The sequence below is a fragment of the Commensalibacter communis genome, assembly GCF_947179015.1.
GTDB lineage: Bacteria > Pseudomonadota > Alphaproteobacteria > Acetobacterales > Acetobacteraceae > Commensalibacter > Commensalibacter communis.
On sequence record NZ_CAMXCM010000016.1, the window covers coordinates 1 to 13,532 of the forward strand.

The following is a 13,532-nucleotide window of genomic DNA, read 5'->3' on the forward strand; positions in this document are numbered from 1 at the left end:
CAGTCAATAATGGGGGTGTTTTCAGAGTATATAACAACGTTGGTAAATCTTTTGACACGGTTGTTAGTGCTGGTGGTATAGAAGAGGTTGGTGCATATAATTATCTCAGTAGTGATTATACGTCTGGTTCTTCTTATAACACTAAGATTTATGGATCACAAATTGTAAGGTCTGGCAGCGTTGCTAGTGGTGCGATAGTATATTCTGGTGGACGTCAATATGTATCTTCAGGTGGTGTAGCGATTAGCGCGACTGTTTTTGATGGTGGACGGCAAACTGTATCTTCAGGTGGTGTAGCGAGTAATACGACGGTTTCTAGTGGTGGGTACCAATTAGTTAATGGTTCTGCCACGAACACGACGATCAATACTGGATCTCAAGGGGTGAATAGTGGTGCTATCGCCACAAGCACAACGATCATCAATAGTGGTTATCAACAGGTGAAAGGTACTGCCTCGAACACGACGATCAATGCTGGTTATCAAGCTTTACTTTCAGGTGGTATAGCCACGAGTACGACGATCAGTGGTGGTTATCAATTAGTTATGTCAGGCAGTATAGCCTCGAATACGACAATCAATAGTGGTTTTCAACAGGTGAATGCTGGTGGTATAGCCACGAGCACAACGATCAATGCTGATTATCAATTGGTTATATCAGGTGGTATAGCGTCTGACACGATTGTGAACAATGGTGGATTACAAGAAGTCCAAAACGGAGGGAAACTGGGTGGCACGACGACGCTGAATATGGGTGGCAGTGCGACTATTTATCCAGATGCGGGTGGTCGGATTGATCTTGTTGGAGATACGAATGGTGGTTTGACGATTTCTGGTCTTGCCAATGGTGGAACTGTAACGACGGTTGTTACAGTTATTGATGGCTTTAATGGTGCAGGTGCAGGAAACTCCGATGCGATTCATCTTGCAGGAATTAAACAATCTGATGTAACCAAAGTTGAATATCCTACACCAGATCAGGTTAAATTTACGCTGAAAAATGGACATACAATTACTCTAAATATCACAGGTGCCAGAGATGCTGGATATACACTTGGAACAGGGTCTGATGGTAGCTTGACTTACGAGGTTTGTTTCTTAACAGGCTCAATGATTAGAACATTTGAAGGAGAGATTGCTGTTGAGGATATTCGGATCGGGGATGAGGTCTTAACATTTGACTGGCAACAAAATAAAGAGATTAGCCGTTCTGTTCGCTGGGTTGGTCATAAAACCGTTCGTGTTAAAGCACATCTAAATGAGGATGAGGCTGGTTATCCAGTCCGTGTATTGAAAGATGCAGTTGCTGATGGTGTTCCTTATAAAGACTTATTAATCACGCCAGAACATTGTTTATTCTTTGACGGTAAGTTCATTCCTGTTCGGATGTTGGTCAATGGGGCTAGTATTTATTACGATCGTTCCATCACGGACTATACTTACTATCACATTGAAACAGAAGAGCATTCTGTGATTTGGGCAGATGGGATGTTAACTGAAAGTTATCTGGATACAGGCAACCGCCGTCAATTTAAACAACATGGAAATTATGCCTTATTGACACCTGTTTCGGAAGTCAAAAGTTGGGATCATGATGCCAGTGCAATATTGACAGTTCAACGTCAAGATGTTGAACCGATCTATCACACATTAGTGCAACGTTCTGCCGCAATAGAAGTAACAATGATGCCAGAGACAAAAGAGCTAACCAATGACCCTGATCTTTGTTTAGTAACCCCAACAGGATTAGTTTTACAACCTCTACTTAATCGTGATGGTCGTTATAGCTTTAATCTGCCTGAGGATGTAAATGCGGTGCATCTTGTTTCTAGAGTTAGTCGTCCAAGTGATGTGATTGGTTCATTTGTTGATGACCGTCGTTATTTGGGTGTTTTAGTTGGAGAAATTTATGTTTTAACGGCTCATAGTGTTGATATGATTACCGAGCATTTAGAACAACAAGATTTACAAGGATGGGATGTGATAGAGCAAACTCCTTGTCGTTGGACGAATGGGAATGCTTTATTAATGATGCCACAAAATTATCCTAATAAGCGGATTTTGGTTGTACATGTACTTGCTGCAGGACCTTATATCATTGATCAATCAGAGAAGGATAATGCCATAGAACAAGTAGCCTAATTATTTTAATATAGTTGTTTTATAAAATACTTGGCTCCTGAACTTTGATTTTGTTTGGGAGTTTTTTTATTCTTAGCATAAAGGCATATATATTCATTAATGTTCAACAAAACCCATCAATAGATGTTTTGTAACGTTACTTTCCTTTCCCCTTGTATCAATTGAAAGCATATAGAAAGAGTATAATTATGATGCAAATCAATAATTTTCTGACACTAGACTGTAAATATGGAAAATTTATCATCAACAGACATTGTCATCTTCAGGCAGAGCATATCGTTAAGAAAGGAGTACCTCATATACAGGCTGAATTAGATAATATTTTATTCTTAATCTCTTCTTTACCTGATAAACCAGTTATTTTTGATATTGGTGCAAATGCAGGGTTGGTTTCTATTCCGATCGCACAAACGGTGCGATCAAAAGAAGGGATCGTAAATGCATTCGAACCCCAAAGAATGTTATATTATGCATTATGTGGTTCAGTTGCCTTAAATGATTTAGATAATTTATATGTTTATAATAAAGGTGTTGGGGAAAAAGCGAGTATTTTATATCTCAATGATATTGATTATTCGAAAGATCAGGATTTTGGTCAGGTGTTCCTAACGGAAACACAAGGGAAGAATATAGTAGAAGTTGTTTGTCTGGATGAATTAAATATCAAAAGATTGGATTTTTTAAAAATTGATGTTGAGGGAATGGAGATTGCTGTTATCAAGGGGGCATTAAAAACAATTACACAATATAGACCCTATTGTTGGGTTGAATACTGGAAAATTGGGTTTGAAAGTATTATTCAGCTATTTGAAGATGATTACGCATTCTTTATTATGGATCATTTAAATATCTTATGTGCACCAAAGGAAAAAATACAATCTCTGAATGCTACCATTACCGTAAAACAAGTCTTTAAAAATACATAAAATCTGAGTTTACTGATGTGGGTAATTGTTAATATATAAATTTATTACTCATTAGATTGTTTACTTAGTGATATATAGTATCACTTATTTGTTCGTGTAGATATTGGATTTCTTGTGCTTTATGTTTTCGGCTAAGGTTTTTCATTATCTTTTATTTTTTACCTTTTACCTTTTACCTTCTTTGTAAATATACACGAAGTGTTTGTTAGCATTTTGAATAGATAATTTTTCTTGTAAAATTCTGTTTTAAACTGCAAAAACGTCGTTTGATGAATAATATAAAATTCAGTGTTTTCTGTTAATTATAGTCGTATCAGGCATCACATTTTGATACAGAACATTCTATTTCAGTGCAGTTATTATCCTTATGCTATTGTGAAACATCTTTCATAATTTGATTTAAAGCTCTATCTTGTTTTTCAATTTTTTGCATATCTTCCTTGCTTACCTCGAAATAGCCAAAAAAAAGAATGTATTTATAATATATAAGTTTACAGAAATCGTTTCAGACTTGACCTTGGTTTGATTCTTATAAATCTTCTTGTTTCAATAATTTTGATATCTAAATAATCAAAGTTAAATTGATTGATAAAATAGATAATTTATCTATAATCTACATTATTAATTATGGAGTATAATATGCGTGTGACATCAACAGATTTCCAACAAAATATTGGTACATATAGTGATACAGCACAAAGAGAACCAGTATTCATCACTAATCATAATAGAGATCGTTTAGTATTGTTATCTGTAGAGGAGTATAATCTTTTGCTTAATTCCTCTCGAGCAAACCGTAAGATTAAAATACAAGAAAGATTACAACATCATAGCCATACACTAACTGAACTTTCCAAAAGATGATTGAGCCTAATTGGATATCTAAAGAGGATATATACGAAATCCATTCAATGGTCTTAAATAAGGATGGTGGTTCTGAAGGTATCCGTGATGAGAATTTACTTGAAATTGCTTTAAATAAACCTAAACAACATTTTGCTTACGGAAATCAGAATATATTTTTATTAGCTGCTACTTATGCACTTGGTATTAGTAGAAATCATCCATTTGTTGATGGCAATAAAAGAACTGCATTTTTAACAACAGATTTGTTTTTATTAGATAATGGGTATCAATTACAACAATATGATGATTTGCGATATGTTGAGATTATGATTGATCTTGCACAAGGTAAAATATCTCAAGAGAATATGGCTCAGTATTTGCAAAGATATTCTTATAAGGTTACTAATTTGTAATCATCATAAAACATTCATTCATTTATGTATTTATTAGATTACACTCAAAAGAATACGTTTTAATAAATACAAAAACGATTGAAATCCGTATTTATTTAAATTGATTTATTTAAGAATACAATTTAATAGATAAACATCTTAACTTAAAAGAATACAATAGAGATCGTTATGAGTGACATAGGCTACATAAGAGTAAGCTCTGAATACCAAAACACAGAACGACAACTTGATGAAGTTAAGCTGGATAAAATCTTTACAGATAAAATTAGCGGTGTGGATACGAAAAGACCTCAATTACAAGCCATGTTAGAATATGTCAGAGCAGGTGATGTTATTCATGTTCATTCTATTGATAGGCTAGCAAAGGAACCTTAAAGATTTAAGTCAATTGGTAGAGGATTTAAATGCCAGAGGAATTAGCATTCATTTTCATAAAGAAAATCTAACTTTTACAAATAGTGAAGATTCTATTAAAAAACTCATGTTTCAATTATTAGGGAGTTTTGCTGAATTCGAAAGAAGTCTGATTAGAGAAAGACAAAGAGAAGGTATTGCCAAAGCAAAACAAGCAGGGAAATATAAAGGTCGGAAGAAAACGATTGATAATCGTAGTATTATAGAAGCGATGAGTAAAGATGGTGCTAGTTATAGAAAAACAGCTAAGGCACTTAATATAAGTCTTTCAACGGTTCAAAGAGTCATGAAAGAGCATCAATATTTAAAAAATTGATGAAACATTAGAGAAGATATTAGACGTATTAAAGTTAGTATAATAACGCTTTAACGTTTGCGTTATAACGTTATTTATTGATATATTCTTCTATAGCATCAATCATAACTTTAACAGCAGTTGTATCGTTATCAATCGCATATTGACGAACTCTTTTTCTAAACTCTGCTGTTACACGAAAATTAAAGGCAACGAGCTCTTCGTTTAGAGGTTTTTCAACATTATTCTTGATTGAGTTAGATAAAGGGGGAGCACCTTTTGTATTTTTACTTGGTTTTGAAATTTTAACGTTTTTAATCATTTTATATTACTTTAATTTATTTATAAGATTAACCAACTCTTGTACGATATTTGATGCTTTTTGATTTAATGTTTTATAATTTGTTTCAGATACGGATTTTCCAATGTCCTGAGCTCTTCTATATGCAACTCTATCTGGTAAAACTGCTTTAATTACTTTAAATCCAGACTGCTCTATATATTGTTTAGCTTCTGATAATTCTACCGTAGAATCCCCTACCCTGCAAAAAACAATTATTATATGATTACGTTCAATATTATGTTTGATTAACTCATGTGCTAATTTAACGGTGGGTTCTAAATCATCTACAGAAATACCCGTTGGTAAAATAACCAAATTTGATTCTCTAGCAATTTGTAGAGTTAGTGTGCTAGATGATGGTGCACCATCAAAAATCATTAAATCAATATTATTTTTTTGATAATCACCTATAGCATCTTTAACCGACCTATATTGCTCAGTTTTAACAACAGGCTCTATTTTAGAGTCGTTTCTGGTCATATTCCATCTGGTGCATGTTCCTTGTTTGGAATCCATATCAGCTATTTTTACATTCCAATCATTATCTGAGTATTCTCTGGATAAAAGCCTAACTATTGTGCTTTTACAGACCCCACCTTTTTGAGAAACAACACCTATAATCAAAATAGCCCCCCATTGACGCTTTAAAGCTAACGTTAAAACTTTAATGCAATATATACAAGCTGTAACTAAAGTCAATAAAACGTTAAAGCGTTAAAACGTTATTTATTTTTCTCTGAAAGAAAATAATAAAGCAGATATATTCCGTCCCTTTTTTTCTTTATGTAAATTGACTGTAATATTGCTTTTAGTATTTAATTCGTGGAGTGCTGGTAATAAAATAAATTTGTTTAAATCTTTGAAATGTTCGTATTTGTTCTCAACGTTTAACATAGAACGAAAAGCCTCAACCGTAATTTTACGATATCCAACTTCCTTGTATTGAATTAACAATTCATACAATCTAATACTATATGTTCGTTTTAAGGATGAAATATTTTTAATTGAAATACCTGTAAATTTATTTTTTAATTGTGTCAGGTATGGCATTATTAAATCTGAAAAAACTAATTCTATTTTAGCTTCACCAGTAAAATATTTAACTTGGCCTTGAACCCATCTAATTTTTTCTTCTTTGTGTTGCCACTGAATATAAATCCATCTTTCTGCAAGCTTATCACTAGCTTCTTGTAAGCGTCTTTCTGCATTTTCTTTTCCCATATCAGGAAAAGCATTGAAAAACTCGTGTGACGTTATTTGGAAAGTTTTATTTTGTGTAGTGTTTAGAGGGTTTATTTTTCCTATACAAACCAATAATAAACGTTGCTCTTGTAGGCTTAATTTGTAACTAGCCTCAATTAATGAGTTTGATTTATAAGCAACAAGATTTTTCATTATAAAAAATACATAAATAATTAATGATTAACAGTTCATAACATAATTTTATTAAGTGGAAAATAAAAAAATATTTTCCTCCTTTTTTTTATTGTTAATATTACCGTCAAACACACCTCTTATTACCGTCAAACACACCTCTTATTACCGTCAAACACACCTCTTATTACCGTCAAACACACCTCTTATCTATAAATAACATATTGAAAACAGACAATAAAACCATTGTTAAAACAAGAGTAAAAATATATAAAACATGTTGTAAAAGAAAAAAACTGTTAATAACTTATTTAAAACAAACAAATTTTCTTAAAACAAAAATAAAATTTGTTAAAAAACAGAGACGTTTTATAAGGGATAAAAATATAATAGTGAAGAGACATAAAACATTAAAAATAAAATATATATCAACACATATAGTATTATATATCCCTTTAATAACATATCACTAATAACACCATATAATGAACTAACATTACCCAAGCCAACAAGCCCTCTAATACTTTAATAATCCCTAGGAAAACTCCTCTTAATTCCCAATTCCTTATCCATCCTCTTTCTTGCTTCTGGACCAATATTTCTTGTTGTACCAGATCTTCTATCTCCAGGAATAATCCCTTGATAGATATATTCCCTACCTCTACCGTAAGTATCAATATAATCTGGATGGCACCCTTTAAGAAAATAACTTAAACTTAGATTTTCTATAGTATCTGCAAGATGAACGGTTCTCTCATTAATAATTGCCATTTTTTCTAATAATGATTTTACTTTAACAAAAATATCATCTTCATACCCCTCAGGAATATGGATTGCTAAATGAACATGGATATTATGCTGTTCATCAATAATATCACAACCCTCTCCATTGATACAATTCTCAAAAACCCAAACAAAAGTAGGTTCAATAGCTTCTTTATATTTGGATGATGATAATAACCATCGAGTAAGTTGTCTTTTAAGCTTCAAAAAAGTATCATTAATTTGTAATGCTGGAATATCTGTCTCGCTAAAATTAATCGTAATAAAATAATTTAAGGGTAAGCGAATATATTTTGCAACCTTAGCTGCGTAATAAAGTGTTTGTGCACCCTTCTTGCCAATATAAGCGGTAGTCTTCATATAAATTACATTCCTCTATCATAATGGTGTTAATCAGTCTCCTTTCAAATGCACAAAATTACAAAAATTAGATACAAAACAAGTGTAAACACACGGTTCTGGCTAATTCATCGATAAAATTGTGCGGGTATTTTTTTAATCTTCAATAATCACAATACTGAACACTGATAATCGTCTGTTCAGTAAAAAATCTAACCAAACTTATGGCTGATTAATATTCACGTATATTATCAAAAAAATATATAAAAATCAATAGCTTATTAAAAATAAACTATAAAAAATAACTTGACAAATTTACTATTTGTGGTAGTAGTTATGGTGTATAAACTCTAATTTATAATTAATTATCTTCATAAAATATTATTTAATAGAATTAACCTAATTAATACCCATTTAAACAGCTCTAGGTTTGTCCTAGAGTGTTGTTAAATACATCTCTGGTAAAAACCCCCTTTACATAAAAATATTATCACACATCAGAGATGCCTTCTGAAGGCTTTATGTGTGCGTTTGAAAAAACACATTGAAAATAAAGGAATAAATAAAAGCCTCTCATTATGAATGAGGATTTTTTATTAGTTATAAACAGTATTGCTGCTTATTTTGCACAGATTTTAAAATCACTACCAATCCAACAAGACTTATCTGTAGTAGACTATCTGTCATTGATATAAGGGCAATTCAATCGACAATTGATATTTGTAAGATAGCAGAAGTCAACTATTTTGTTTTTTTAAATCAAGTTTTATCGAGAAGTAATTTAACACAAGATGCATTAGATGCTTTGAAAGAACTTAAAATTCCAACTGTGCCAGTTAATATAGGACAACGAATTACATTTATAAATTCTGTTACTCACGGTGAAAGGGTAATGTAATTTGACCCTAACGGAAAATCTTTCCAAGAAATTAATAATTTGTATAAATTTGTTATTAAACAATTGGCTTCTTATGGACAATTAAAAGTATATCGTATCCTACGAATGATATCTATATTTAATCAATAAGTAAATATTTATTGAAAAAAGATTCTTTGTAAATAATATGAATTTTAATTCAAATCAGAATCTACCTATTTTATTGTAAAAATAGTTCTCTTCGCTAATTTACTCTTTAAAATCATATTTTATGTAATACATATATATACAAAATAAACATCTATTTTAACACATAAACAGAATATAAGAAATGCCCCGCTTATTTATTAATCAGTTATCAGAAAAAAAAATTAACCAACTAAAAAATGGTACACATTCAGATGGAAGAAATCTATACTTAAATATTCGTGGAAATTCTAAAATATGGGTTTTTCGTTTTAAAAGTCCAATTACTGGTAAGATTAGAATGCAAGGATTGGGTCCTTTTCCAATTATATCCTTATCTGAAGCTAGAAATTTGGCAAATAAAAATAAAGAAATGCTTATTAATCGACTTGATCCTTTAGAAGAAAAACGTCGTCAAGAATTAGCTATACAAAAGAAATACAAACTATTTAGTGAAGTAGCCAAGGAATATATTGAAAATCGTTCTAAACAATGGCGAAGTAAAAGAACACAACAAGAAACTGAAAGTTTACTTCAAAATTATATCAATCCTAGCCTTAAAAGGCGATTTATTTATTCTATAACCTCTAATGAAATTTTAACTTTATTAAAACCAATATGGTATAAAAACACAACTACAGGGGTAAAATTACAAGGCTTATTAAATCGTATTTTTCAATATGCAATTGCTTATGGTTGGTTTGAAGGTAATAATCCTGCTAAATGGAGTGGTTTTCTTGAAAATTTACTACCTAAACCATCGTTAATTACTAAAGTTACTCACTATAAAGCGTATGATTGGAAACAAATTGATAAACTCTATAAACATTTAAAAGCTATTAATACTATTCCTAACCTTGCAATTTGCTTTATTTGTTTAACAGCTTGTCGCTCGGCAGAAGCTCGAGAAATGCAAGTAAAAGAAATTAATTTTTCAGATAAGCTTTGGATACTACCTGCTTCACGAAGTAAAACAAATAAATGTCATCGTATCCCGTTATCTGATGAAGCTTTAGCTATTATTAAATCTGCTATGAAGCTTAATAAGAATCAAGGTGATTATGTTTTTCAACATAATAAAAAACCAATTTATGATAAGGCTCTTTTAATCGCTGTAAAAAAAGCTGCTAATGATAATAAAATGACTTTACATGGATTTAGGTCGTCCTTTAGAGATTGGGGAAGTGAAGCAACGAATACACAATCAGAAATACTTGAAATGGCTTTAGGTCATTCTATTAAATCAAAAGTTGAAGCTGCATATAGACGAGGAGATATGTTAGATAAAAGAAGGCAACTGATGAATAAATGGGCCAAATACTGTACTAAAAAAACTTATAATGAAATATAATTTTTTACTTTTAAGTCATATGTTAAATAATACATATTAAGCTATTATAAAAATTTATTCATAGATTTCATACACTTTATAACTTTATTCGTAGGATACGATATTCTGCGATTCAGTTGTAAAGTTTTATATTCTATGAATAACCTTTCTTTTTCATCTCAAGCAAACTCCGCCTTTCTTGTTTCAAGTTCAGATACCCCTTCCATCTCTGAACAACAAGAATTACCCCCTATTTCTACAATAAATACACAAAATGCTCCCTATCCTTTACCAGCAGCAGAGTTAACACAAAAAGATAAAAGCGGGATCAGTTTTGATTTTAATCAAGGCTGTAGGGTAAAATTACCTAAACCTAAAAAGAATACAACTTGGCATCTACAAATGATGGATAGTAATACAGGAAATATTCTTTTTGAGCATAATAACCTACAAGAAACGGTTGTACTTTCCACTAAACAATGGTTTGTTCAATTTGGTATTAAAGTATGGTCTAGATCCATTACTTCAGAAGACCAACAAGAAAAAGAAGAATTGATTTTAGATTATATTTTTAATCTTGATGATCAAATCATCTTAATTCAATTTCCAAATGGAACGCTTGGCGATACACTTGCTTGGATGTCTTATGCCGCACGTTTTGCCACAAAACATTCGAAATCTAAAGTCTTTTGCGCATTATCAGATCTGATTTCCCCTTTATTTAAAAAATCTTATCCTAATATTCATTTTGTTACACATCAGGAAGTAATAGAACAGGGAATTCATCAAAAAGCCTATGCAACTTATAATCTGGGTCTGTTTTTTGATGATAAGGATTGTAATTTACAACCAACAGATTTTCGGTTTGTGGGGCTGCATAAAACAGCAGCCTATATCTTAGGCGTTTCTCCAAAGGAAGAACCCGTCAAAATCGATTTTCCAGACGAAGGAAGACCCATTGAAGACCCGTATGTTTGTATTGCTGTACAAGCCTCTACGCAATGTAAACAATGGAATAACCCCACAGGGTGGATAGAAGTTATCGATTACCTTAAAAAAAAAGGGTATCGCGTGATTTGTATCGATAAAGAAGCCATAGGGGGGCAAAATATTAATTGGAATTATATGCCCTTTAACGCAGAAAATCAAACAGGAAATCGCCCCCTTGCTGAACGTGCAAGATGGTTAAAGCATGCTGAGTTCTTCATCGGAACTAGCTCAGGACTGGCATGGCTTGCTTGGTCTGTCGGTATCCCCGTTGTGTTAATCTCTGGATTCACCCACCCCACAAACGAGTTTTATACCCCATATAGAGTTATTAATTGGCATACCTGTAACTCTTGTTGGAACGACCCAAAAGAACGATTTGACCATTTCGATTTCCTTTGGTGTCCAAGGCATAAAAATACCCAAAGACAGTTCGAGTGCACAAAACTTATCACCGCTCAACTCGTCATCGGGCATATCAATAAAATTATAAATAATTAAATATCAATAATAAAATATAAATACTGAAAATAAATAATGAAAGTTAGTTGTTTAATTTTTTGAATTGTAAAGGAAAAAACAATGGCCACTACAGTAGCAACTGTATCTTCGGGACAAACAAGCAGTGGATGGAGTTTAACGACCAGTGGTGATTTAATCACTGTTTATGGAACAATTAATAAATTTACCATTGCCAATGGTGCTGTCATTAACGTTAGTGCTGGTGGTGTAGCCTCTAACACGACAGTTAATAATGGTGGACGTCAAAATGTATCTTCAGGTGGTATTGCGAACAGTACGACTCTTTTTGTTGGTGGATTGCAATGGGTAATTGGTGGTGTAGCCTCTAACACGACTGTTTCCAATGGTGGAGTGCAAAATGTATCTTTAGGTGGTATTGCGAACAGTACGACTCTTTTTGATGGTGGAAAACAATATGCTCTTTCTGGTGGTGTACTCTCTAACACGATAGTTAATAATGGTGGTTCTCAATCTGTATATCCAGGTGGTGTAGCGATTAGCGCGACAGTTAATAATGGTGGGTTTTTATATAATTATGGTGCTGTGGCGAGTAATACAACAGTCAATAATGGGGGTGTTTTCAGAGTATATAACAACGTTGGTAAATCTTTTGACACGGTTGTTAGTGCTGGTGGTATAGAAGAGGTTGGTGCATATAATTATCTCAGTAATGATTATACGTCTGGTTCTTCTTATAACACTAAGATTTATGGATCACAAATTGTAAGGTCTGGCAGCGTTGCTAGTGGTGCTACAGTTTATAATGGTGGAAAACAAGAAGTTGGTGCTAGTGGTGTTGCCTCGAACACGACTGTAAACTCTGGTGGTTTGGTTACCAATAGCGGCACGGTCAGTGGTGCTACGATTAATGCTGGTGGCACTTTAAGTGGTACGTCGGGTGCTATTTTATTAGGGAATATTGATAATAAAGGAACCCTAAGTGGAAACACCCTAAGTTCTGGTGGGTATATAGCGACCTATAATGGGGGTAAATCTTATGATGTTACTATTAATTCAGGCGCTCATGAGGATATTGCCTTTAATAATATTACCAATGAATATTCACTAGGATCATCTTATAATGCCAAGATTTATGGGTCACAATATGTTTATTCTGGTGGTGTGACCAACGGTGCCACAGTTTTCTCTGGTGGTTCTCAAACTGTATCTTCAGGTGGTGTAACCTCTAACACGACTCTTTCTAGTGGTGGACGTCAAATTGTAAATTTCAGTGGTATTGCGAACAGTACGACTGTTAATTATGTTGGATTACAAGAAGTTAGTGCTGGTGGTGTAGCCTCTAACACGACAGTTAATAATGGTGGACGTCAAAATGTATCTTCAGGTGGTATTGCGAACAGTACGACTCTTTTTGATGGTGGATTGCAATGGGTAATTGGTGGTGTAGCCTCTAACACGACTGTTTCCAATGGTGGAGTGCAAAATGTATCTTTAGGTGGTATTGCGAACAGTACGACTCTTTTTGATGGTGGAAAACAATATGCTCTTTCTGGTGGTGTACTCTCTAACACGATAGTTAATAATGGTGGTTCTCAATCTGTATATCCAGGTGGTGTAGCGATTAGCGCGACAGTTAATAATGGTGGGTTTTTATATAATTATGGTGCTGTGGCGAGTAATACAACAGTCAATAATGGGGGTGTTTTCAGAGTATATAACAACGTTGGTAAATCTTTTGACACGGTTGTTAGTGCTGGTGGTATAGAAGAGGTTGGTGCATATAATTATCTCAGTA

13 protein-coding genes are annotated in these 13,532 nt (G+C 32.9%); 9 read left to right on the top strand and 4 right to left on the bottom strand.

Features of this window, described 5'->3' with window-relative positions; all coding sequences use genetic code 11:
• The 6 genes from PQG54_RS11950 to PQG54_RS12485 form a co-directional block, all read left to right on the top strand.
• Positions 1-2,141, top strand: a 2,141-nt coding sequence (locus PQG54_RS11950; protein WP_271807732.1) for a Hint domain-containing protein, incomplete at its 5' end; no start/stop codon positions are given.
• A gap of 188 nt (positions 2,142-2,329) precedes the next feature.
• Entirely contained in the window at positions 2,330-3,067 is a 738-nt protein-coding gene (locus tag PQG54_RS11955) for an FkbM family methyltransferase (RefSeq protein WP_271790788.1), read from the top strand.
• 639 nt (positions 3,068-3,706) lie between these two features.
• Positions 3,707-3,931 (top strand): type II toxin-antitoxin system Phd/YefM family antitoxin, encoded by a 225-nt coding sequence (locus tag PQG54_RS11960; protein WP_271790787.1) that lies wholly within the window; start codon positions 3,707-3,709, stop codon positions 3,929-3,931.
• A complete protein-coding gene (locus PQG54_RS11965; RefSeq protein WP_271790786.1) occupies positions 3,928-4,326 on the top strand; it encodes a type II toxin-antitoxin system death-on-curing family toxin in 399 nt (132 codons plus the stop codon). The genes PQG54_RS11960 and PQG54_RS11965 overlap by 4 nt, the downstream gene beginning before the upstream one ends.
• Before the next feature lie 168 nt (positions 4,327-4,494).
• Positions 4,495-4,701 carry a recombinase family protein gene (locus PQG54_RS12480; RefSeq protein WP_456304916.1) on the top strand — a complete coding sequence of 69 codons (207 nt, stop codon included), beginning with the start codon at positions 4,495-4,497 and terminating at the stop codon, positions 4,699-4,701.
• Positions 4,702-4,714: 13 nt separating this feature from the next.
• Positions 4,715-5,056: a recombinase family protein gene (locus tag PQG54_RS12485; protein ID WP_456304915.1), complete on the top strand. Its 342-nt coding sequence runs from the start codon at positions 4,715-4,717 to the stop codon at positions 5,054-5,056.
• Between the two features lie 70 nt (positions 5,057-5,126).
• Here PQG54_RS12485 and PQG54_RS11975 read toward each other — a convergent pair whose 3' ends face one another.
• The 4 genes from PQG54_RS11975 to PQG54_RS11990 form a co-directional block, all read right to left on the bottom strand.
• Positions 5,127-5,357 (bottom strand): hypothetical protein, encoded by a 231-nt coding sequence (locus PQG54_RS11975; protein WP_271790785.1) that lies wholly within the window; start codon positions 5,355-5,357, stop codon positions 5,127-5,129.
• Positions 5,358-5,363: 6 nt separating this feature from the next.
• Positions 5,364-6,077 carry a ParA family protein gene (locus PQG54_RS11980; RefSeq protein WP_271790784.1) on the bottom strand — a complete coding sequence of 238 codons (714 nt, stop codon included), beginning with the start codon at positions 6,075-6,077 and terminating at the stop codon, positions 5,364-5,366.
• A 27-nt stretch (positions 6,078-6,104) separates the two neighbouring features.
• Positions 6,105-6,773 carry a replication initiation protein gene (locus PQG54_RS11985; protein ID WP_271790783.1) on the bottom strand — a complete coding sequence of 223 codons (669 nt, stop codon included), beginning with the start codon at positions 6,771-6,773 and terminating at the stop codon, positions 6,105-6,107.
• Between the two features lie 504 nt (positions 6,774-7,277).
• Positions 7,278-7,895 (bottom strand): hypothetical protein, encoded by a 618-nt coding sequence (locus PQG54_RS11990; RefSeq protein ID WP_271790782.1) that lies wholly within the window; start codon positions 7,893-7,895, stop codon positions 7,278-7,280.
• A 1,187-nt stretch (positions 7,896-9,082) separates the two neighbouring features.
• Here PQG54_RS11990 and PQG54_RS11995 point away from each other — a divergent pair.
• From PQG54_RS11995 to PQG54_RS12005, 3 genes are all read left to right on the top strand, one after another.
• The gene (locus tag PQG54_RS11995) at positions 9,083-10,288 is read left to right on the top strand and encodes a tyrosine-type recombinase/integrase (RefSeq protein WP_271790781.1); all 1,206 of its coding nucleotides are present in this window, start codon (positions 9,083-9,085) and stop codon (positions 10,286-10,288) included.
• Positions 10,289-10,423: 135 nt separating this feature from the next.
• Positions 10,424-11,755 (top strand): autotransporter strand-loop-strand O-heptosyltransferase, encoded by a 1,332-nt coding sequence (locus PQG54_RS12000; protein ID WP_271790780.1) that lies wholly within the window; start codon positions 10,424-10,426, stop codon positions 11,753-11,755.
• 81 nt (positions 11,756-11,836) lie between these two features.
• The coding region (locus PQG54_RS12005) for an AIDA repeat-containing protein (RefSeq protein WP_271807733.1) at positions 11,837-13,532 on the top strand (1,696 nt) is incomplete at its 3' end.

Coding starts and splice junctions, on each gene's coding strand:
- PQG54_RS11965 (WP_271790786.1), top strand. CDS start 3,928: ATGATTGAGCCTAATTGGATATCTAAAGAGGATATATACGAAATCCAT.
- PQG54_RS12000 (WP_271790780.1), top strand. CDS start 10,424: ATGAATAACCTTTCTTTTTCATCTCAAGCAAACTCCGCCTTTCTTGTT.
- PQG54_RS11995 (WP_271790781.1), top strand. CDS start 9,083: ATGCCCCGCTTATTTATTAATCAGTTATCAGAAAAAAAAATTAACCAA.
- PQG54_RS11955 (WP_271790788.1), top strand. CDS start 2,330: ATGATGCAAATCAATAATTTTCTGACACTAGACTGTAAATATGGAAAA.
- PQG54_RS12480 (WP_456304916.1), top strand. CDS start 4,495: ATGAGTGACATAGGCTACATAAGAGTAAGCTCTGAATACCAAAACACA.
- PQG54_RS11985 (WP_271790783.1), bottom strand. CDS start 6,773: ATGAAAAATCTTGTTGCTTATAAATCAAACTCATTAATTGAGGCTAGT.
- PQG54_RS11975 (WP_271790785.1), bottom strand. CDS start 5,357: ATGATTAAAAACGTTAAAATTTCAAAACCAAGTAAAAATACAAAAGGT.
- PQG54_RS11960 (WP_271790787.1), top strand. CDS start 3,707: ATGCGTGTGACATCAACAGATTTCCAACAAAATATTGGTACATATAGT.
- PQG54_RS11990 (WP_271790782.1), bottom strand. CDS start 7,895: ATGAAGACTACCGCTTATATTGGCAAGAAGGGTGCACAAACACTTTAT.